This is a genomic window from Pelagibius sp. 7325 (assembly GCF_037652055.1).
GTDB lineage: Bacteria > Pseudomonadota > Alphaproteobacteria > Kiloniellales > Kiloniellaceae > Pelagibius.
Window position 1 is genome coordinate 1,020,304 of record NZ_JBBKAH010000002.1, and the last position, 19,766, is coordinate 1,040,069.

Consider the following 19,766-nt stretch of genomic DNA (forward strand, 5'->3'; position numbering starts at 1 on the left):
GCCCCAGCCGTCCAACGGGCCGCGCGGGCCCTCTCTCAGGACCCCATCCAAGACAGCTACGCAAGGGCTGAAAAGCACCGCAAGGCACGCAAGAGAACGTTTAACTTTTTGCCCGAAGGCCAAGCATCCGATCATGAAGCTGACCATTGAACGCGCCGCGCTCCTGAAGTCCCTCACGCACGTGCAGAGCGTTGTGGAGCGGCGCAACACCATTCCCATCCTGTCCAACGTGCTGATCGAGGCCGACGGCAACACCCTGTCGCTCACCGCCACGGACATGGACCTGACGGTAATCGACCGCCTCGCGGCGACGGTCGGCCAGTCGGGCGCCACCACTGCCCCGGCGCACACCCTCTACGACATCGTGCGCAAGCTGCCGGAAGGCGCTCAGGTGGAGATAGAGGCCGGCGGCGAGGACAGCCGCTTGAAGCTGAAGGCCGGGCGTTCCACCTTCACGCTGGCGACCCTGCCGCGCGAGGACTTCCCGCTGACCTCCGGTGACGACCTGCCGCAGAGCTTCACCCTGCAGGCGAGCGAGCTGCGCACCCTGGTCGACCGCACGCGCTTCGCCATCTCCACCGAGGAGACGCGGTACTACCTCAACGGCATCTTCCTGCATGCCGCACAGAGCAATTCTCAGCCGGTGCTACGCGCCGTGGCTACCGACGGCCACCGCCTGGCGCGGGTCGAAATGCCGCTGCCCGATGCCGCCAAGGACATGCCGGGCGTCATTGTGCCGCGCAAGACGGTGGGCGAACTGCGCCGCTTGGTCGACGGCATTGACGACCCGGTCGAAATTGCGCTGTCGGAAACCAAGATCCGATTCGCCTTCGGCTCTACCGTGCTGACTTCCAAGCTGATTGACGGCACCTTCCCGGACTACGAGCGGGTGATTCCTGCCGGCAACGACAAGGTTCTCGAAGTGAACTGCAAGATCTTCGCCGAGGCGGTCGACCGCGTCTCCACCATCTCCTCGGAAAAGAGCCGGGCGGTGAAGCTGGCGGTGCACGATGGCGCCCTGGTGCTGTCCGCCAACAGCCCGGAAAACGGCACTGCCGTGGAAGAACTGGAGATCGACTACGACGGTGCCGGCATAGAGATCGGCTTCAATTCACGCTACCTGCTGGACATCACCCAGCAGATCGAGGGCGACGCGGCGCAGTTTACCATGGCCGATCCGGCCTCGCCGACCATCGTGCGCGAGGTCGCCGACAGCAGCGCCCTCTACGTGCTGATGCCGATGCGCGTGTAAGGCAACTTCGCGAGATCATGACGCAGCCCTACAACAACACAGTCCGGTCCTCTTGCTGATCTCCGCCGCCTGGGGCGATGCGGAGCCCGGCGCCGTGTCGCACGTCAGGACCGAGGCCGGCCTGTGGCTGAACCGCCTGCTGGTGACGCAGTTCCGCTGCTACGCCCAGGCGGAACTGAGGCTCGCTGCCGCTCCGGTGGTGCTGACCGGGCCGAACGGCGCCGGCAAGACCAACCTGTTGGAGGCGATCTCCTTTCTGTCGCCGGGGCGCGGTCTGCGTGGCGCGCGGCTTAGCGAGATCGACCGCCGCACCCCTGGCGCCGAGGCGGGCTCTCCCTGGGCGGTTGCCGCGACGGTGATGACGCCCGAGGGCCCGCGCGATCTCGGCAGTGGGCGCGATCCCGGTCAGGCCTCCGGGGGCCACAGCAGCGAGGCTGCCAATGCTTCGGGCCGCGAACGCCGGCTGGTGCGTGTCGACGGTGCCGCTGCCCGCGGTCAGCAGGCCTTGGCCGAGGTGCTCTCAGTGGTTTGGCTGACGCCGCAGATGGACGGGCTGTTCCGCGAGGGTGCCTCCGGCCGACGGCGCTTCCTTGACCGCCTGGTCTATGGCTTCGATCCGGAACACTCCGCACGCTGCAACGCCTACGAGCATGCCCTGCGCGAGCGGGCGCGCCTGCTGAAGTCCGGCCACGGCGACGCCGCCTGGATCGCTTCGCTGGAAGATTCGATGGCGACGCGCGGGGTCGCCATCGCCGCCGCGCGCCTCGCCACGGTGGAGCGTCTGCAGCGCGCCTGCGACGAGGCCGAGGGCCCCTTCCCCAAGGCGGATCTGGGGCTCGAGGGCGCGGTGGAGGATTGGCTGCGCGGCGGCCCGGCGCTGGCTGCCGAAGACCGGCTGCGCGAGGGCCTCGCCGCACGTCGGCGCCAGGATGCCGAAAGCGGCGGCGCGGGCTTCGGTCCGCACCGCAGCGACCTGACGGCGACCCACCGGTCAAAGGGCATCGCCGCCGAGCTGTGCTCCACCGGCGAACAGAAGGCGCTGCTGATCGCCATCCTGCTGGCCCATGCACGCCTCTTGACTCTGGAACGCGGCGCGGCGCCGCTGCTGCTGCTCGACGAAGTGGCGGCGCACCTGGACGCGGCGCGCCGCGCGGCGCTCTACCAGGAAATCATCGGCCTCGGCGCCCAAGCCTGGCTGACCGGTACGGACGCCGCCGATTTCGACGGCCTGCAAGGCCGGGCCCAATTCTTCGCGGTGAACGATGGGGCCGTCGGCCCTGCCGCAGCCGCTTTCTGACACGTAATGAGCGACATCGGGTACCCCCTATGAGCAATGAAGACGATCAGCCGAAACCCTCGGGCCGCAAGCGCGCCGACGCCGCCGACTACGGCGCGGAGTCCATCAAGGTGCTGCGCGGCCTCGACGCGGTGCGCAAGCGCCCCGGCATGTACATCGGCGACACCGACGATGGGTCGGGCCTGCATCACATGGTCTACGAGGTGGTCGACAATGCCATCGACGAGGCACTGGCCGGCTACTGCGACACCATTTCGGTGACCCTGAACGGCGACGGGTCGGTTACGGTCGCCGACAACGGCCGCGGCATTCCGGTCGACATCCACGCCGAAGAAGGCGTTTCGGCGGCCGAGGTCATCATGACCCAGCTGCACGCCGGCGGTAAGTTCGACCAGAATTCCTATAAGGTTTCCGGCGGCCTGCACGGCGTCGGCGTCTCGGTGGTGAACGCGCTCAGCGAGTGGCTGGAGCTGACGATCTGGCGCGGCGGCAGGGAGCACTGGATGCGCTTTCGGGGCGGCGACGCGGAAGCGTCGTTGGCCGAACGCGGCGACGTGGGCGACAGATCCGGTACGCAGATCACCTTCATGCCGTCGTCGAAAATCTTCACCAAGTTGGATTTCGACTTCGCAACGCTGGAGCATCGCCTGCGGGAGCTGGCTTTCCTCAATTCCGGCGTGCGCCTGACCCTGACCGACGCGCGCAGCGCCGAGACGAAGGAAATCAACCTGCACTACGAGGGCGGCCTGATCGCCTTCGTGAACTACCTCGATCGGACCAAGACGGCGCTGATCGAGCCGGCGGTGACCATGTCGGCGGAGCGTGACGGCATCACCGTCGAGGTCGCGATGCAGTGGACCGACAGCTACCACGAGACGGTGCTGTGCTTCACGAACAACATCCCGCAGCGTGACGGCGGTACCCACCTTGCCGGATTCCGCGGTGCCTTGACGCGGCAGATCAACAACTACGCCACGGCATCCGGCCTGCTGAAGAAAGAGAAGGTGGCGCTGACCGGCGACGACGCGCGCGAAGGTCTCACCTGCGTGCTCTCGGTGAAGGTGCCGGACCCGAAATTCTCAAGCCAGACCAAAGACAAGCTGGTGTCGTCCGAAGTTCGCCCGGTGGTCGAGTCGGTGGTCAACGAGCGCCTTGACCAGTATTTCGAGGAGCACCCGCAGGAGGCCCGCCGCATCGTCGGTAAGGTGGTCGAGGCCGCCGCGGCCCGCGAGGCGGCGCGCAAGGCACGCGAGTTGACGCGCCGCAAGGGCGTGCTGGACATCGCCTCGCTGCCCGGAAAGCTGGCGGACTGCCAGGAACGTGATCCGGCGAAGGCAGAGCTCTTCATCGTCGAGGGCGACTCGGCCGGTGGCTCGGCCAAGCAGGGCCGCGACCGCAAGAACCAGGCGATCCTGCCGCTGCGCGGCAAGATCCTGAACGTGGAGCGCGCACGCTTCGACAAGATGCTCTCGTCGCAGGAGATCGGCACGCTGATCACCGCGCTGGGCACCGGCATCGGACGCGACGAGTTCAACATCGAAAAGCTGCGCTACCACAAGATCATCATCATGACGGACGCCGACGTCGACGGCAGTCATATCCGCACCTTGTTGCTGACCTTCTTCTTCCGGCAGATGCCGGAGCTGTTGGAGCGCGGCCATCTCTATATCGCGCAGCCGCCGCTTTACCGCGCCAAGCGTGGCGAGTCCCTGCGCTACCTGAAGGGCGACCGCGAGATGGAGGCCTACCTGATCGACAGTGGCCTGCGCGACACCGTGCTGACATTGCCGGGTGAAGGCCAGATCGCCGGCGAGGACCTGCGTCAGCGGGTCGAGCGCGCGGTGCGCGCCAGGCATTTCATGGAGCCGCTGATCCGCAAGCTCGGCAATGCCGACGTGGTCGAGCAGGCGGCTATCGCCGGCGTGCTGAGCCCGGACATTCTGAGCGACGACCAGCGTGCGCGCGAAGCGGCGGCTTACATCGCCACGCGCCTCGACGAGATCGCCAAGGAGCATGAGAAGGGATGGAAGGGCACCTCGCTGGCCGACGGCGGGATGGAGTTCATCCGCACTCTGCGCGGCGTCACCGAGCAGCGTGTCATCGACGGCCCGCTGGTGCGCTCCAGCGAGGCGCGCCGTCTCGACGAGATGGCTGCGGAACTGCGGGCCGCCTACGAGCAGCGCGGCGACTTGACCGCCAAAGACAAGAGCTACCGCATCACCGGGCCACTCAGCCTGGTGGCGGCAGTCTTTGAACTGGGGCGCAAGGGCGTTAGCGTGGCCCGCTACAAGGGTCTTGGCGAGATGAACCCGGAGCAGCTGTGGGAAACCACGCTGGACCCCAACATCCGCGCGCTGCTGCAGGTGAAGGTTGCGCACGCCGATGAGGCGGAGGACGTATTCTCCACCCTGATGGGCGATGTGGTGGAGCCGCGTCGCGAGTTCATACAACAGCATGCGCTGGAAGTTGCCAACCTGGACGTCTAGGACCCTGACGGCCCGACCGGACACTCTGGGCGCCTTAAGAATGCCACCGGCGGAGTGGACCAGGATTGTGGTGAAGCGCCCCGGATTTCTCTATCTATAGGCGCCATGGCGGAACGCAGCCGCAAGAAGTCTGTTTCGAGCCAGCCGTCCAAGCGCCGCGGCAGCGGCCGCAATGGCGGTGGCAGGGGCGCCGGCAAAAGCAGGAAGTCGGCGCGCGCAGTCCAGGCCAAGCGTGCCGCCGGGCTGCTGCGCCGCATCGTCACCTGGTCGTTGGTCGCCACCATCTGGTGCGGCGTGATGATCGCCGGCTTGCTTGCTTGGTATGCCTACGACCTGCCGGAAATCGGCGAGATCGAGAAGATGACGCGGCGGCCCAACGTCACGCTGGTCGCGGCCGACGGCACCCGCCTGGCGTCATTCGGCGACCGCTTCGGCGCCACCTACGGCCTGCAGGAGCTTCCTCCGCACCTGCCTCATGCGGTCATCGCGGTGGAGGACCGGCGCTATTACGATCACGGTGGAATCGACTATCGCGGCCTTGCGCGTGCCTTTTACGTAAACATCCGCGATGGGCGCATCTCGCAGGGCGGCTCGACTCTGACTCAGCAGCTCGCCAAGAATCTCTTCCTCACTTCCGAGCGAACGCTGAAGCGCAAGATCCAGGAGGTCATGCTCGCCTTCTGGCTTGAGCACCGATTCACCAAGGACCAGATCCTCACCATCTATCTGAACCGGGTCTATCTGGGCGCCGGCACCTACGGCGTCGACGCGGCGGCGCGCCACTATTTCGGCAAACCGGCGACGCGCGTTACGCTTTACGAGGCGGCGCTGCTGGCAGGCCTCCTGAAGGCGCCTTCGAAGCTCAACCCGACGCGCGACCCCGAAGGTGCCGACCAGCGCGCCGCGCTGGTGCTGCAGACCATGGTCGATACCGGTTTCATCACCGCTGACGAGGCAGAGGCGGCGCTGCAGCAGAAGACCCCGACCCATGTGGCTCGCGACGACGTCGCGCCCTACTTCGCCGACTGGGTCCTGGCGCAGGTGCGCGACTATCTGGGTGGCATCGACACCGACATCCGCGTGGTCACCACCATCGACCCCAGCCTGCAGAGCATTGCCAACGAGGAACTGATCGCCGCGCTGAACGGCGACGGTGCCAAAAGCAAGGCGGGGCAGGCGGCACTGGTCAGCATGGCACCCGACGGTGCCATCCGCGCGCTGGTCGGTGGTCGCGACTACGCTGAAAGCCAGTTCAACCGCGTCACCCAGGCGCTGCGGCAGCCGGGTTCTGCCTTCAAGACTTTCGTCTATCTGGCCGGGTTGGAGGCGGGCCTCACTCCGGACAGCATCGTGAAGGACGCACCGGTGCGCGTCTCCAACTGGACGCCGGACAATTACAACGGCCACTACTACGGCGACGTCACACTGCGGGAATCCTTTGCCCGCTCGATGAACTCGGTCGCCGTGCGGGTGACGCAGAAGGTTGGCCCCAAGACGGTGGTGGCGACGGCCGAGCGCCTCGGCATCTCCAGCGAGCTGCGGCCGACCGGCGGCATCGCGCTGGGCGCCTCGGAGGTGACGCTGCTCGATCTCACCGGGGCCTACGCGGTCTTCGCCAACCAGGGCCGCCGGGTCCTGCCCTACGGCATCACCGAGATCCGTGACGCCCGCGGCCAGTTGCTGTTCCAGCGCGACCGCACCACGGGCGACAGCGTCGTCTCGGCGCAGCATCTGGCGCAGATGTCCAACATGATGTCGGCCGTGGTGGTTTGGGGCACCGGCAAGGCGGCGCAGCCGGGCCGCGCCGCCGCCGGCAAGACGGGCACCAGCCAGGACTTCCGCGATGCCTGGTTCGTCGGCTACACGGCCGAACTGGTGACCGGCGTATGGTTCGGCAACGACGACTCCACGCCGATGGACAAGGTCAGCGGCGGTTCGCTGCCGGCGCGCCTCTGGGGCCGCGTCATGCAGCGCGGTCTCGACGGACTGCCGCAACGCCCGCTGCCGGGCGGCGGCGCGCTGATCGCCCAGACCGACAGTCAGGACGACAGCATCGGCGGCTTTATCGGCCGTATTCTGAAAGGCCTGGGCGCCGAACAGTCGACCGGCACCCAGCGCGCGCCGGCGCAGAAAAGTCCGTCGCAGCAGCGCGAAGCAGATAAGCCGTTTTGGTTGCGCGAAGAGCAGCGCGACTGACGCGCATCTTTGCCACGCGTCAGGCGTTTTCGGCGAGCTGCGGTGCGGGGTGAACGATCAGCCAGTAGGCCAGCATACTGCCTAGCGCCACCAGGGCGATGGCCGCCATCATCGACAACGCCGACTCGCCGCTGCCGTGGCCGACGACGATGCCGACAAACGCGGCCAATCCCATTTGGCAGAATCCCAGGAGAGCCGAGGCCGCTCCGGCCATACGCGGAAAGGGGCCGATGGCGCCCGCCTGGGCGTTGGGCATGGCAAGGCCGGTGCCGATCATGAAAACCGCGACCGGCGCGACGATGCTGGCCACGCTGGGGGGCATGACGGCATGAAGCGCCAAGCCGGCCACGCCGCCGAGCAGCTGGATGGCGGTGCCCAGCTGCACCATGCGCTCGACGCCGAAGCGCACCGTGTAGCGCCCGGACCCGAATGCGCCGAGCATGTAGCCGACGACGATGGCGGCGAAGCAGAAGCCGTAGACCTCCGGGTCGAGCCCCAGGATGCCGATCAGCACGAAGGAGGATCCGGAAATGAAGGAGAAGATGCCGGAATAGGTACAGGCGACGACAAGCACATAGCCGACATAGCGGCGGTGGCGCAGCAGGCTGCGGTAGTTGCCGATCAGATGGCCGAGGCGCGTGGCGTCCGGGCTCTTCCAGCGGTTGGTCTCCGGCAACGTGATCGCCGTGGCGGCGAGGACCGTGAGTCCGACCGCCGAGACCAACACGAAATTGGCGCGCCAGCCGAACCACGCCTCGATGAAGCCACCGATGATAGGCCCGAAGGCGGGGGCGAGCGCCATCACCATGCCCATGTAGGACAGCATGCGCGCGGCGCGCTCGCGCCCGTAGATATCTCGCACTGCCGCACGGCCCAGCACCGGGCCGACGCAGGCGCCGACCGCCTGGCAGAAGCGGGCGAAGATCAGCACCTCGATCGAGGGTGCGGCGGCGCAGGCCAGGCTGGCGACGAGGTAGAGCGCGAGGCCGCCCAGGATCACCGGGCGGCGGCCGAAGCGGTCAGACAGCGGCCCGCAGGCGAGCTGGCTGAAGGCGAAGCCGACCAGAAAGACCGAGAGGGTCAGCTGCACCGTGCCCTGGTCGGTGGCGAAGGCGGAGCCGATCGCCGGCAACGAGGGCAGGTAGAGGTCGGTGGAGACCGGGCCCAGCGCGACCATGGCGGTCAGCAGGATGGAGACGGTCAGGCTCTCGGCTCGCGCCATGGATGCTCCGGCAGGAAGGACAAGTCGCGCCGCGTCGGAACCGCGGACTGGTCCCCGAAAGAGGCGGGAAAGTGGATGTTTACGGGCGGACCCCGCCACCGCTTATAGTCGCCTCCGGGAAGCTACGGCAAGAACCGCGCGAGGACAGGGGCATCATGGCCGACAACGAGACCAAAGGTGGGGCTTTTATGCCGGCGGACGCCTTCGGCCGCTCGCTCACCGGCTTCGGGGTGAACATTCTGGTCAGCGACGTCGCCGCCAGCCTTTCCTTTCTGCACGAGGTCCTGTTGGTCGAGGCTGTCCACGCCGAAGCCGACTTTGCGGTCTGCCGCTACCAGGATCACCTCTGGATGCTGCACTCGGATGCCAGCTACCACAGCAATCCCCTGCTCGCCTTGACCGGCGACGGCGCGATCCGCGGCGCCGGACTGGAACTCAGACTCTACGGTGTCGATCCCGACGCTGCCGCGGCGCGCGCAGAGGCGGCCGGTTTCACCGTTCTGCAGGCACCGGCCGACAAGCCACACGGCCTGCGCGAAGCCTACATCGCCGGCCCCGACGGCTTTGTCTGGGTGCCCTCGGTACACAAGCAGGCGAAAGCTCAGCCGTAGCGCCAGAGTTGGGCGCCGTGACGCTGCAGCCAGGCCTTGGCGCCCGCCATGTCGTGGGTCAGGCTGCCGGCCAGCTTCCAGAAGCGCTGCGAGTGGTTCAGGTGAACCATGTGCGCCACCTCGTGGGCGACGACGTAGTCGAGCACCGGCTCGGGCGCGAGGATCAGTCGCCAGGAGAAATTGAGGTCGCCGTCGGAATTGCAAGATCCCCAGCGGCTGCGGGTGTCGCGCAGGCTGAGGCGGCCGACGCGGCGGTCGATGCGGGCGGCCTTGTCGCGTGCACGGGTGCCGATCTCCTGGCGCGCCTCGCGCTTCAGGAAGTCGCCGACCCGTCGCGCCAGATGCTCCGGCTGGCCGGAAACGCGGATCAAGCCCTCGGTTCTGATGACGCCGCAGCGGGCATCCGGGTTGTGGGCGATCACATGCTCAACACCCAGCACCGGCACGACGGCACCCTCGCTGAAGGGGATGCGCGGCGGCACTTTCTCCAGGTGTTTCAGGATCCACCCGCTGTTGCCCTCGGCGAAGGCGATGGCCTCGTGGATCGGCGTGCGCCGCGGCAAGACGAGTTGTACGCCGTCGCCGGCGGCGTTGAGGCGCAAGGTGATGCGCCGGGCGCGCGGGTGCCGGCTGAGTTCCAGCGGCACATCGCGGTCCGGAAGCCTGAGGCTGCGGGGTGCTTCCAGGGGCAGAGGCATGGAATCTCTATATCGCGGCGACTCCAAAACGGGCAAGGGCTACCCGTGCCGTCGCTTTGCTGCGCCGCAGCGGCATGCTAGCGTTCGGCTTTGCGGGTCGATTCTATCCGCTGTGTCAGAGTGTTAGTTCGGGACGTTATCCGCTTGGACACCATCATGCCGGGAGGCTCGGCCGGGCCCGCGGTCGCGGGGATCGGTCACAACGAAGGGCCGCCGCTGGTGGAGTCCCAGGGGCATCTCGCCGCCTGGCGCCGCGCCCACAAGAAAGCCTGGAAGACGCCGCCGCTGGAAATTGTGCGCCGTCGCCTGAAGCGTGCGCAGGCCGCCGGCATGAGCTACCGCGAATACACTCTGGAGATCCTGGAACGCGGTCGCTACCTGTGACCGCTGCGGTCGGCGGAACCTATTCCGGGTGTTCCGCCTCGCCCTCCAGCAGCGCGGCCTTGCGCTCCACACCCCAGCGATAGCCGCCCAGTTGGCCGTCCTCGCGCAGGGCGCGGTGGCAGGGGATGACCAGGGAGACCGGGTTGGTGGCGCAGGCCCGCCCGACCGCGCGCTGGCCGCGCGGCACGCCCATGCGCTCGGCGATCTCCGAGTAGCTGAGGGTTTCGCCGCAGGGAATGGCGATCAGCTCGTTCCACACCCGCCGCTGAAAAGCGGTGGCGCGTACGTCTAGAGGCAGCTCCGCATGCGGGATCTTGCCTTCCAGAAAGTCGATCACCACCGAGACAGAGTGGGCGATGGAGTGCTGGTCGCGGGCGATGCTCTCGGCCTGGGGGAACTCGTGCTCCAGTTCCTCGACCAGCGCAGAGTCGTTGTCGCCGATGCTGAGAAAGCACAGCCCCTTGGCGGTCGCGGCGACCAGCAGGAGGCCCAGCGGCGATTCCACGATGTCATAGGCAATGACCGCCCCCTTGCCGCCCTTGGCGTAGGAGGCCGGGGTCATGCCCAGCATGCGTTCGGCGCGCTCGTAGATGCGGCTGGAAGAGCCGTAGCCGGCGCCATAGGTCGCCTGGGCGATCGACTCGCCGTTCTTCAACTGGGCGCGAAAGGCGGCATTGCGGCGGGCATCGGCGTAGTCGCGCGGGCTGACGCCCATGACCCGTTTGAACAGGCGCTGCAGGTGCCAGGGGCTGACGTCCAGGGTCTCGGCGATCTCGGCCAGGGTCATGCGTTCGCAGTCCTGGGCATCGATCAGATCGCAGGCCCGGCGCACCAGCGCCAACTGGCTGGGTGTCGCCTGGGCCTGGCTGTCCGCTGCGCACTTGGCTCGCTGCATGTCCATCGCTTCCTCTCCTGATCCGAATTTAGCGCGTCACGCCGACCTTGTAGCGGGCTTTCGATTTCGGGAGATATCCGAAGCTTGCTCAGGACGCCTGTCCGAATTTTTCCACAGGATGTTCGGAATGTTACATTTCGGGCGTAATATATTTGTAATAGAACATTCAAAAGACCATCGCGACCGGTGAATAGCTTCGCCGCGAGGTCAGATAGATCGAGTCGCAGAGATAGGGAGAAATTCTTATGCGTCTAAACCGCAAACTCATCGCGCTGGCGGCTGCCGCGGCTTTCGCCGGCACCCTCCCGCAGGCGGCGCTCGCTGCCACCGAGATCGACTGGTGGCATGCCATGGGCGGCGAACTGGGCGAAAAGGTCAACGAGATCGCCGACGGCTTCAATGCGTCGCAGAGCGACTACATCCTGAAGCCTGTCTACAAGGGCAACTATACAGAGACGATGACCGCGGCCATCGCCGCCTTCCGTGCGAAGCAGCAGCCGGCGATCGTGCAGGTCTTCGAGGTCGGCACCGCCTCCATGATGGCCGCCAAGGGCGCCGTCAAGCCGGTCTATCAGCTGATGCAGGACGCGGGCGAGCCCTTCGATCCAAAGGACTACCTCTCCGCCGTTACCGGCTATTACACCGACAGCAACGGCAACATGCTGTCGATGCCGTTCAACAGTTCGACGCCGGTGCTCTACTACAACAAGACGGCCTTCGAGAAGGCGGGCCTCGACGCCTCCAAGGCGCCGGCCACCTGGCCGGAGCTCGAGGCTGCAGCGAAGAAGCTGCAGGCTGCCGGCTATGCCTGCGGTTTCACCACCGGCTGGCAGTCCTGGGTGCAGCTGGAGAATTTGAGCGCCTGGCACAACGTGCCCTTCGCCACCCAGTCCAACGGCTTCGACGGCATCGACACCGAGTTGGCCTTCAACAGCCCGCTGCACGTGAAGCACATTGCCGCAATGGCGGAGTGGCAGAAGAGCAAGATCTTCGACTACGGCGGCCGCCGCTCCGACTCGGCGCCGAAGTTCTATAACCAAGAATGCGCCATGTACATGAACTCCTCGGCCGCCTATGCGGGCGTGAAGTCCAATGCCAAGGATTTCGACTTCGGCGTCGGCATGTTGCCCTACTGGCCGGACGTCGCCGGCGCGCCGCAGAACTCCATCATCGGCGGCGCCACCCTCTGGGTGCTGAACGGCCACAGCGACGAAGAGTACAAGGGCGTCGCAAGGTTCTTCAGCTACCTATCCTCGGCGGAGGTGCAGGCTGACTGGCATCAGTTCACCGGCTATCTGCCGATCACCCACGCTGCGGCCGAGCTGACCAGGGAGCAGGGCTTCTACGCCGAGAACCCGGGTACAGACGTGGCCATCAAGCAGATGACGCTGGAGGAGCCGACCCAGAACTCCAAGGGTCTGCGCCTCGGCAACTTCGTGCAGATCCGCGACGTGATCAACGAGGAACTGGAGGCCATCTGGAACGGCAGCAAATCCGCCCAGCAGGGTCTCGACGACGCGGTCAGCCGTGGCAACGCGCTGCTGCGAAAGTTCGAAAAGACTGCTGGCTGAGCGGTTGAAAGGGCTTCAGGCGGCCGGACGGTCACTCCGACCGGCCGCCTTCCCCTTGGGCCCGAAGGTGCCTCATGCAGCATAAGCGGGTGATCTTCCAGGGGCGCGTCCTCCCCTACTTCCTGATCCTGCCCCAGCTCGTCGTCACGCTGGTCTTCTTCATTTGGCCGGCTTCCCAGGCGCTGTACCAATCGGTGCTGCTGGAGGATCCCTTCGGCCTCGACTCGACGTTTGTCTGGTTCGAAAACTTCGAAGAGCTCTTCGCCGATCCCGCCTACCTGAATTCCTTCAAGACCACCGTTGTCTTCAGCCTGGGCGTCACGGCAACGTCGATGATCATCGCCTTGCTGCTGGCCGCCATGGCCGATCGCGTGGTGCGCGGCGCGACCGTCTACAAGACGCTCCTGATCTGGCCCTATGCCGTGGCGCCGGCCGTCGCCGGCGTTCTGTGGTGGTTCATCTTCAATCCGACCATCGGCGTGCTGGCCTATGCCTTGAAGTCGCTTGGCTATGACTGGAACCACTACCTGAGCGGCGGCGACGCCATGATCCTGGTCATCGTCGCCGCGTCGTGGAAGCAGGTCAGCTACAATTTCCTGTTTTTCCTGGCCGGCATGCAGGCGATCCCGAAGTCGCTAATCGAGGCAGCGGCGATCGACGGCGCCGGGCCGGTGAAGCGCTTCTGGACCATCATCTTCCCGCTGCTGTCGCCGACCACTTTCTTCCTCCTTGTGGTGAACGTCGTCTACGCCTTCTTCGAGACCTTCGGCATCATCCACGCCACCACATACGGCGGGCCGGCGCAGGCCACCAACATCCTGGTCTTCAAGGTTTACAACGACGGTTTCGTCGGCCTCGACCTTGGCGGTTCTGCGGCGCAGTCGGTGATCCTCATGGCCATCGTCATCGCGCTGACGGTCATCCAGTTCCGCTACATCGAGCGTCGGGTGCAGTACTGATGATCGAGAATCGCCCCATCATCACGCTGCTGACGCACATCTTCCTCATGCTGGGAGTCGCTGTCGTCGCCTTTCCGATCTGGCTCGCCTTCGTCGCCTCGACCTACCCGGTCGAGGGATTGGTTTCCGGTGTGCTGCCGCTGTGGCCCGGCGACCGCTTCCTTGAGAACTACGGCTCCGCGCTGACCGGCGGCGTCGCGGCAGCGGGCAGCCCGCCGGTGCTGCTGATGATGGTGAACAGCCTGATCATGGCGCTGGCCATTGCCGTCGGCAAGATCGCCATCTCGATCATCTCGGCCTACGCCATCGTTTATTTCAGCTTTCCCTTCCGCGCCACGGCCTTCTGGATCATCTTCATGACGCTGATGCTGCCGGTCGAGGTGCGTATCCTGCCGACCTACGAGGTGGTGGCAAATCTTGGCATGCTGGACAGCTATGCGGGACTGGCGATCCCTCTCATTGCGTCGGCGACCGCAACCTTCCTGTTCCGCCAGTTCTTCCTCACCATTCCGGACGAGCTGCTGGAGGCGGCCCGCGTCGACGGTGCCGGCGCACTGCGTTTCTTCTGGGACGTCGTGCTGCCGCTGTCGCGCACCAATATCGCCGCCCTCTTCGTCATCCTGTTCATCTACGGCTGGAACCAGTACCTCTGGCCACTGCTGGTCACCACCGACGGCGACTACTACACTATCGTCATGGGTATTCAACGCATGGTCGCGGTACCCGATTCCGAACCGCTTTGGCATCTCATCATGGCCACGGCGATCCTGGCGATGATCCCGCCGGTCGTCGTCGTCGTCGCCATGCAACGTCTTTTCGTCAAGGGCCTGGTGGAAACCGAGAAGTGAACGGAAGCGCGCTTAATGGCTGAAATATCCCTGCGCAACGTGAAGAAGAGCTACGGCGACACCGCCGTGATCCACGGGGTCACTGTCGATATTCAAGACGGCGAGTTCGTCGTCATCGTCGGACCGTCGGGCTGCGGCAAATCGACCCTCTTGCGCATGATCGCGGGGCTGGAGGCGATCACCGAAGGCGAAATCGCCATCGGCGGGCGCGTGGTGAACCGGCTGGAGCCCAAGGACCGCGACATCGCCATGGTCTTCCAGAACTACGCGCTCTATCCGCACATGACGGTCTACGACAACATGGCCTATGGCCTGAAAATAGCCGGCAAGCCGAAGGCGGAGATCGAGCGACGCGTGAACGAGGCTGCCGGCATTCTGGAGCTGCAAAGCCTGCTGCAGCGCAAGCCGCGCCAGCTTTCCGGCGGCCAGCGCCAGCGTGTCGCCATGGGCCGCGCCATCGTACGCCAGCCCGCGGCCTTTCTGTTCGACGAGCCCCTGTCGAACCTGGATGCCAAGCTTCGCGTACAGATGCGCCTGGAAATCAAACGCCTGCAGCGACGCCTCGGCACCACCTCGGTTTATGTCACCCACGACCAGGTGGAGGCGATGACCATGGCCGATCGCCTCATCGTCATGAACGCCGGCATCGCCGAGCAGATCGATGCGCCGATGGCGGTCTACGCGCGCCCAGCCAGCCTTTTCGTCGCCGGTTTCATCGGCTCGCCGGCGATGAACTTCCTGCCGGCAATCATCGCCGACGACGGCGCCACGGCAACACTTGCCGGCGGCAGCCATATCCGGCTTCCCGCCGGCGGCCTTTCCACCCTCGCGGGACGCCCCGTCACCCTGGGCGTGCGCCCGGAGCACCTGCATCCGACCGGCTCGGAGATCGGGGGAGACGAAGCGACCTTCGCCATGCAGGTGCAGCTGGTAGAGACGCTTGGCGCGGACACCCTCGCGCATGGCGCGCTGGGTCAGGACGCCCTGGGTAAGGACGGCGCCCTGCTCACCCTGCGCCTGCCGGGCGGCGCGAAGGTGCGCGAAGGCCAGAGCCTAGGCCTTGCCGCCGATCCCGGCGAACTGCACTTCTTCGATGCGGAAAGCGGCCGGCGTATCGCCGACCTCTAGGGTTCAGCTCCCGGCCGCCAGAGCGGGATCGACCTGCTTGGCCAGGCCCTCGGCGATGTCGTCGGCGGTGCTGGCGTGGGTGAAGTGGCTCAGGTAGTTCCCCTCCGGCCCCATCAGGTAGATGATCGAGGAGTGGTCCATCAGGTAGTCGCTGGCGTCCGGCTCCTGCACCTTCTGGTAATAGATGCGGTAAGCCTTGGCGGCCACGGCGACCTCTTCCGGTGTGCCGGTCAGCGCCATGAGGCGCGGGTGGAAGTGCTCCGCATAGCCGGCCAGCGCTTCGGTGGTGTCGCGCTCCGGATCGATGGTGATGAAGATCGGCATCACCGCCGCCGCCTTGGCGGGATCGGTCTCGGCCAGCAGATCGAGGCCCTGGGTAATGGCGGACAGCGAAGTCGGGCAGACGTCCGGGCAGTAGGTGTACCCGAAGTAGATGAGGCTGTAGTGGCCCTTGAGATCCGCCTCGCTGCGCTGCGTGCCGGTCTGGTCGGTCAGCGTGAAGGGGCCGCCGATCAGCGCCTCGCCGCTCGTGCCGCCCTGCCGGCTGACGATGTTTTCCGGCAGCACGGAGCGCCACAGGGCAAAACCGCCGCCAGCCAACACGAGGCCCAGGAGAACAATCAGGAGGATGCGAATCTTGGTCGACATGAGGGGCAGCCTAACGATTGAAAGCGGCGAAAGAAATGCGAATTGCCGTCCTCAGATAGGCGCGGGCGGCGGGCGGCGCAATGCGGCCGCCCGTCGCAGCCTCCCCCGTGGCCGCAGGGTGAGGTTTATGGCAGCAGGGCGCGCAGGTCGTCCGCCTGCAGGTTGGTGAACCTGCGGTCAATGACGATGGCCCTGGGCGTCGCCCCGGCGCCGTAGTAGCTCTCGTTCAGCGACTGCCGGGTGAAGATCTTGGCGCCTTCCAGGGCCCCGCCGCCGAACAGGCCGACGGACTTGGAGAAGGCATAGATGTCGGAGGTGAAGTCGGTGGTCCGCGAGGCCTCGACGCCACGGCCCATGGGACCGACGGTGATCGAGGCGTCGGCGCCCAGCTTGAACTCACTGGACAGCATAGCATCGACCGCCTTGTCGCTCATCAGCACGAAGACGACCTCCTTCACTTCGCCGCCGATCTGCAGGCCGATGGAGCCGGCGCCCAATGTGTAGAACGCCGGCGGCGACCAGCTGCCGTCGGTGCCGCGCGCCAGAAATACGCCGGTGCCGCCCTCGGCACCAATGATGAAGCCGCCCTTGACCAGCTGCGGAATGATGTAGATGCCCTTGGCCGCCTTGATGAACTTGGGCAGTTCGAAGAAATCCTGGTCGGCCATCAGGCGGTCGACAGTGAGACGCGCTTCGGTGACGAGGCCCTCCGCCTCGGTCTCCGCGCGGGCGGTGCCGGGCAGGATGGCGCCGAGGCCGGCAAGAGCGGTCAAGGCAAGCGTGGTGGCCGTGAAGCGGCGGCGGGTGGTTTCGATCATGGCTGCGGCTTCCTTTTATGGTTCTGCTGGCACTTACGCGCGGCGGCGCGACCCTAACATGGCGACTCCGCGCGCCCAGTGAGGCATTGGAGAGTCTAAGAATCCAACTGTGTCGGAAGTAGGGCTATCTCGGAGGTTGAGCGCTGAGGTTCACTCCTGCAATACGCCAGGAGCCGCCCAATCGTTCCTCCGGATCACGGTTTTCGTCGGCGAAATGCTCGAGGCGCGTCAGCGAGCAGGTGTCGACGGCAAAGCTCAAGGCCTGTGCTGGGCCGATGGTCAGGGCAAGGGCCAAGGCGGCGCGGATCGGCCCGCCGTGGCTGATGCAGACGATGTCGTGTCCGACATGGCGGCGGGTCAGGCTTTCGATGGCTTCGGCGACGCGCCGGCTCAGGGCAGCGAAGCTCTCGCCGCCCGGCGGCACCGCCTCGGCCGGGGCCTGCCAGAAGCGGCGCCAGGCCTCGCCGCGCCCGGCTTCTCCTGCGCCTGCATCCAGTTCCGCGTAGGTGAGGCCCTGCCAGTCGCCGAAATGCTGCTCGACCAGCCGGGGCTCCACGTGGAACTCCTCAGGCGCCGCCGCATGGTGGCGGGCGATGGCCTCGGCGGTGGCCCGGGTGCGCTTCAGCGGCGTCACGACCCAGACGGCGTCGCGCGGCAGCGTCGCGGCCAGGGCACGGAACAGCGCTTCGTCGCCGCAGTCGCAGTCGACGTCGAGGCTGCCGTAGATGCGCCCCTCGTGGCCGACCACCGGCGCGTGGCGGATCCACCACCACCGTGTGGGGGTCAAGGCGCCGCTCCCGCGCAGATGGCCAGAAGCACCGCCGCTTCGCCGAGCTGCTGTGCGGCGCCCAGCACGTCGCCGGTCATGCCGCCGATCTGGCGTTGTGCCTGCAGGCCGAGGCCCAGCTGCACCACCGCGCAGGCGAGGATCGCCACCACGGCCACGCCGAAATCCAGCAGCAGGAAGGCGGCCAGCCCTCCGACCGCGAAAGCGATGACGGCATCAGCACCGCCGGGCCGTCCGGTGGCGGCGGCGAGACCGTCGCTGCGTGCTAGGGGCTGGGCGGCCATGAGGGCAGCGAGTCCGCCGCGCGAAAGCGTGTGGGCGGCGATCAGCGCCGCGGCCGCGGCACCGGTGTCGGCGAGGCTGGCCAGGCTGCCGCCGCGCGCGGTCAGGACCAGCGCCAGAGCCAGTACGCCGTAGCTGCCGATGCGGCTGTCGCGCATGATGGCGAGCTTGCGTTCTCGGCCGTGCCCGCCGCCAAAGCCGTCAGCAACGTCGGCCAGGCCGTCCTCGTGCAGGGCGCCGGTGACCAGGATCGAAACCGCAAGCGCGGCCAGAGCGCAGGCAAATGGCGGCAGCGCCAGCCAGGCCCCCACGGCAAAGGCCAACGCGGCCAGAGCGCCGATGCCGGCACCGACCAGCGGATAGCAGCGCGCGGGATGGCTGGCCACTGGCTCGCTGGGGCGCGCCGATACCGCGCCCAGCGGCAGGCGGGTCAAGAGCCGCGCCGCGCTCAGCAGGTCGCCGAGCCAGCCGTGGGGCGCCCAAAAGCGCGGGGAAAGGAGGATTTTCATGGTGGTCGCTTATCCGCCGTTGGGGGTCGTGTCTTAAAAAACGCCCCCGCGTCCGATTTGCCTTCCTGTATCAGCCGGTTATAAGTCAAGTCGCCGCTCCGGCCCAATCCCGGCGAGCGGCTTTGGGGAGGTTTTTTGAGATGACGGCCGCCGAGGACATTACCAGTCTGGACGAGATCCGTGACCTGCTGAAGGTCCTGCCGCAAGCCGACGAGGAGGCTGCCGAGGTGGCGCTCGCCCGGCAGGCGCAGCTCACCAAGCCGGCCGGCTCGCTCGGCCGGCTGGAGGAATTGGCAGTCTGGCTGGCGACGTGGCAGGGCCGTAACCCGCCCTCCGTGGAGCGACCCTACACGGCCGTCTTCGCCGGCAACCACGGCATCGCGGCCAAGGGTGTTTCCGCCTATCCGGCCGAGGTGACCGCCCAGATGGTGCAGAACTTCATCGAAGGCGGCGCGGCGGTGAACCAGCTGTGCAGTCTCGCCAACGCGGACCTCAGGGTCTACGAGATGGCGCTGGAGGAGCCGACGGGCGACATCTCCGAGGGGCCCGCGATGAGCGAGATCGACTGCTGCCACGCCATGGCCTACGGCATGATGGCGGTCGAGACCGGCATCGACGTGCTGGCGCTGGGCGAGATGGGCATTGGCAACACCACCGCCGCGGCCGCGCTCTGCCACGGCCTGTTCGGTGGCGAAGCGGCGGACTGGGTTGGGCCAGGCACCGGCGTCGACGACGCCCGCTTGGCGGCCAAGGTGGCGCTGGTCGAAAAGGCTGTGGAACTGCATCGCGACGCCCTTGGCGATCCGCTGCAGGTGCTCTGCCGCCTGGGGGGGCGCGAGCTGGCGGCGATCGCCGGCGCTGTGCTCGCGGCACGCATGGCGCGTACGCCGGTGGTGCTGGATGGCTATGCCGCCACCGCGGCGGCGGCGGTGCTGTACGCGATCGACCCCGCCTCGCTCGACCACTGCCTGGTTTCGCATGTGTCAGCCGAGCCGGGTCACAAGCGCCTGCTGGCGCGTCTTGGCAAACGCGCGGTGGTCGACCTCGGCATGCGCCTGGGCGAGGCTTCTGGCGCGATGATCGCCGTGCTGCTGCTGAAGGCGGCAGTCGCCTGCCACAACGGCATGGCAACCTTCGCCGAGGCCGGCGTTTCGGGGCCGGGAGATAGCGCCTAA

Annotated in this window: 18 protein-coding genes; 11 read left to right on the forward strand and 7 right to left on the reverse strand. The window is 66.7% G+C overall.

Features of this window, described 5'->3' with window-relative positions:
- The first annotated feature begins 133 nt into the window (after positions 1-133).
- From dnaN to WDC82_RS06825, 4 genes are all read left to right on the forward strand, one after another.
- Positions 134-1,252, forward strand: a complete 1,119-nt coding sequence (gene dnaN / locus WDC82_RS06810) for a DNA polymerase III subunit beta (protein WP_340116500.1) — start codon at positions 134-136, stop codon at positions 1,250-1,252.
- Between the two features lie 52 nt (positions 1,253-1,304).
- Entirely contained in the window at positions 1,305-2,549 is a 1,245-nt protein-coding gene (gene recF / locus WDC82_RS06815; protein ID WP_340116501.1) for a DNA replication/repair protein RecF, read from the forward strand.
- 29 nt (positions 2,550-2,578) lie between these two features.
- Complete coding sequence (gene gyrB, locus WDC82_RS06820) at positions 2,579-5,035, forward strand: DNA topoisomerase (ATP-hydrolyzing) subunit B (RefSeq protein ID WP_340116502.1); 2,457 nt, start codon at positions 2,579-2,581, stop codon at positions 5,033-5,035.
- Positions 5,036-5,140: 105 nt separating this feature from the next.
- Complete coding sequence (locus WDC82_RS06825; protein WP_340116503.1) at positions 5,141-7,231, forward strand: PBP1A family penicillin-binding protein; 2,091 nt, start codon at positions 5,141-5,143, stop codon at positions 7,229-7,231.
- Positions 7,232-7,250: 19 nt separating this feature from the next.
- Here the strand turns inward: WDC82_RS06825 and WDC82_RS06830 are convergent, their stop codons facing one another.
- A complete protein-coding gene (locus tag WDC82_RS06830; RefSeq protein WP_340116504.1) occupies positions 7,251-8,453 on the reverse strand; it encodes a multidrug effflux MFS transporter in 1,203 nt (400 codons plus the stop codon).
- A gap of 155 nt (positions 8,454-8,608) precedes the next feature.
- Here WDC82_RS06830 and WDC82_RS06835 point away from each other — a divergent pair, with 155 nt between their 5' ends.
- Positions 8,609-9,064, forward strand: a complete 456-nt coding sequence (locus WDC82_RS06835) for a VOC family protein (RefSeq protein ID WP_340116505.1) — start codon at positions 8,609-8,611, stop codon at positions 9,062-9,064.
- Here the strand turns inward: WDC82_RS06835 and WDC82_RS06840 are convergent.
- Positions 9,055-9,762, reverse strand: a complete 708-nt coding sequence (locus WDC82_RS06840; RefSeq protein WP_340116506.1) for a SprT family zinc-dependent metalloprotease — start codon at positions 9,760-9,762, stop codon at positions 9,055-9,057. The two genes, WDC82_RS06835 and WDC82_RS06840, sit on opposite strands and share 10 nt — an antisense overlap.
- Positions 9,763-9,918: 156 nt before the next feature.
- Between WDC82_RS06840 and WDC82_RS06845 the strand changes: the two genes are divergently transcribed.
- The gene (locus WDC82_RS06845; protein ID WP_340116507.1) at positions 9,919-10,146 is read left to right on the forward strand and encodes a hypothetical protein; all 228 of its coding nucleotides are present in this window, start codon (positions 9,919-9,921) and stop codon (positions 10,144-10,146) included.
- A gap of 19 nt (positions 10,147-10,165) precedes the next feature.
- On the opposite strand, the gene WDC82_RS06850 is transcribed toward WDC82_RS06845, so the two are convergent.
- Complete coding sequence (locus WDC82_RS06850; protein WP_340116508.1) at positions 10,166-11,047, reverse strand: methylated-DNA--[protein]-cysteine S-methyltransferase; 882 nt, start codon at positions 11,045-11,047, stop codon at positions 10,166-10,168.
- A gap of 239 nt (positions 11,048-11,286) precedes the next feature.
- On the opposite strand from WDC82_RS06850, the gene ugpB reads away from it, so the two are divergent.
- From ugpB to WDC82_RS06870, 4 genes are all read left to right on the forward strand, one after another.
- The gene (ugpB, locus tag WDC82_RS06855) at positions 11,287-12,612 is read left to right on the forward strand and encodes a sn-glycerol-3-phosphate ABC transporter substrate-binding protein UgpB (RefSeq protein ID WP_340116509.1); all 1,326 of its coding nucleotides are present in this window, start codon (positions 11,287-11,289) and stop codon (positions 12,610-12,612) included.
- Between the two features lie 74 nt (positions 12,613-12,686).
- The gene (ugpA, locus tag WDC82_RS06860) at positions 12,687-13,571 is read left to right on the forward strand and encodes a sn-glycerol-3-phosphate ABC transporter permease UgpA (protein WP_340116510.1); all 885 of its coding nucleotides are present in this window, start codon (positions 12,687-12,689) and stop codon (positions 13,569-13,571) included.
- Entirely contained in the window at positions 13,571-14,419 is an 849-nt protein-coding gene (gene ugpE / locus WDC82_RS06865; RefSeq protein ID WP_340116511.1) for a sn-glycerol-3-phosphate ABC transporter permease UgpE, read from the forward strand. The genes ugpA and ugpE overlap by 1 nt, the downstream gene beginning before the upstream one ends.
- Positions 14,420-14,434: 15 nt before the next feature.
- Complete coding sequence (locus WDC82_RS06870) at positions 14,435-15,547, forward strand: sn-glycerol-3-phosphate import ATP-binding protein UgpC (RefSeq protein WP_340116512.1); 1,113 nt, start codon at positions 14,435-14,437, stop codon at positions 15,545-15,547.
- Positions 15,548-15,550: 3 nt separating this feature from the next.
- Here the strand turns inward: WDC82_RS06870 and WDC82_RS06875 are convergent, their stop codons facing one another.
- From WDC82_RS06875 to cobS, 4 genes are all read right to left on the reverse strand, one after another.
- Positions 15,551-16,195 (reverse strand): SCO family protein, encoded by a 645-nt coding sequence (locus WDC82_RS06875; RefSeq protein ID WP_340116513.1) that lies wholly within the window; start codon positions 16,193-16,195, stop codon positions 15,551-15,553.
- A 125-nt stretch (positions 16,196-16,320) separates the two neighbouring features.
- The gene (locus WDC82_RS06880) at positions 16,321-17,013 is read right to left on the reverse strand and encodes a lipid-binding SYLF domain-containing protein (RefSeq protein WP_340116514.1); all 693 of its coding nucleotides are present in this window, start codon (positions 17,011-17,013) and stop codon (positions 16,321-16,323) included.
- Between the two features lie 124 nt (positions 17,014-17,137).
- The gene (locus tag WDC82_RS06885; RefSeq protein WP_340116515.1) at positions 17,138-17,800 is read right to left on the reverse strand and encodes a histidine phosphatase family protein; all 663 of its coding nucleotides are present in this window, start codon (positions 17,798-17,800) and stop codon (positions 17,138-17,140) included.
- Entirely contained in the window at positions 17,797-18,591 is a 795-nt protein-coding gene (gene cobS / locus WDC82_RS06890) for an adenosylcobinamide-GDP ribazoletransferase (protein ID WP_340116516.1), read from the reverse strand. Before cobS ends, WDC82_RS06885 begins: the two co-directional genes overlap by 4 nt.
- Before the next feature lie 140 nt (positions 18,592-18,731).
- On the opposite strand from cobS, the gene cobT reads away from it, so the two are divergent.
- Positions 18,732-19,766 carry a nicotinate-nucleotide--dimethylbenzimidazole phosphoribosyltransferase gene (gene cobT / locus WDC82_RS06895; protein WP_340116517.1) on the forward strand — a complete coding sequence of 345 codons (1,035 nt, stop codon included), beginning with the start codon at positions 18,732-18,734 and terminating at the stop codon, positions 19,764-19,766.

Coding starts and splice junctions, on each gene's coding strand:
- gyrB (WP_340116502.1), top strand. CDS start 2,579: ATGAGCAATGAAGACGATCAGCCGAAACCCTCGGGCCGCAAGCGCGCC.
- WDC82_RS06845 (WP_340116507.1), top strand. CDS start 9,919: ATGCCGGGAGGCTCGGCCGGGCCCGCGGTCGCGGGGATCGGTCACAAC.
- cobS (WP_340116516.1), bottom strand. CDS start 18,591: ATGAAAATCCTCCTTTCCCCGCGCTTTTGGGCGCCCCACGGCTGGCTC.
- WDC82_RS06830 (WP_340116504.1), bottom strand. CDS start 8,453: ATGGCGCGAGCCGAGAGCCTGACCGTCTCCATCCTGCTGACCGCCATG.
- WDC82_RS06840 (WP_340116506.1), bottom strand. CDS start 9,762: ATGCCTCTGCCCCTGGAAGCACCCCGCAGCCTCAGGCTTCCGGACCGC.
- WDC82_RS06880 (WP_340116514.1), bottom strand. CDS start 17,013: ATGATCGAAACCACCCGCCGCCGCTTCACGGCCACCACGCTTGCCTTG.
- WDC82_RS06850 (WP_340116508.1), bottom strand. CDS start 11,047: ATGGACATGCAGCGAGCCAAGTGCGCAGCGGACAGCCAGGCCCAGGCG.
- ugpB (WP_340116509.1), top strand. CDS start 11,287: ATGCGTCTAAACCGCAAACTCATCGCGCTGGCGGCTGCCGCGGCTTTC.
- dnaN (WP_340116500.1), top strand. CDS start 134: ATGAAGCTGACCATTGAACGCGCCGCGCTCCTGAAGTCCCTCACGCAC.
- WDC82_RS06825 (WP_340116503.1), top strand. CDS start 5,141: ATGGCGGAACGCAGCCGCAAGAAGTCTGTTTCGAGCCAGCCGTCCAAG.
- cobT (WP_340116517.1), top strand. CDS start 18,732: ATGACGGCCGCCGAGGACATTACCAGTCTGGACGAGATCCGTGACCTG.
- ugpE (WP_340116511.1), top strand. CDS start 13,571: ATGATCGAGAATCGCCCCATCATCACGCTGCTGACGCACATCTTCCTC.
- WDC82_RS06870 (WP_340116512.1), top strand. CDS start 14,435: ATGGCTGAAATATCCCTGCGCAACGTGAAGAAGAGCTACGGCGACACC.
- ugpA (WP_340116510.1), top strand. CDS start 12,687: ATGCAGCATAAGCGGGTGATCTTCCAGGGGCGCGTCCTCCCCTACTTC.
- WDC82_RS06875 (WP_340116513.1), bottom strand. CDS start 16,195: ATGTCGACCAAGATTCGCATCCTCCTGATTGTTCTCCTGGGCCTCGTG.
- WDC82_RS06835 (WP_340116505.1), top strand. CDS start 8,609: ATGGCCGACAACGAGACCAAAGGTGGGGCTTTTATGCCGGCGGACGCC.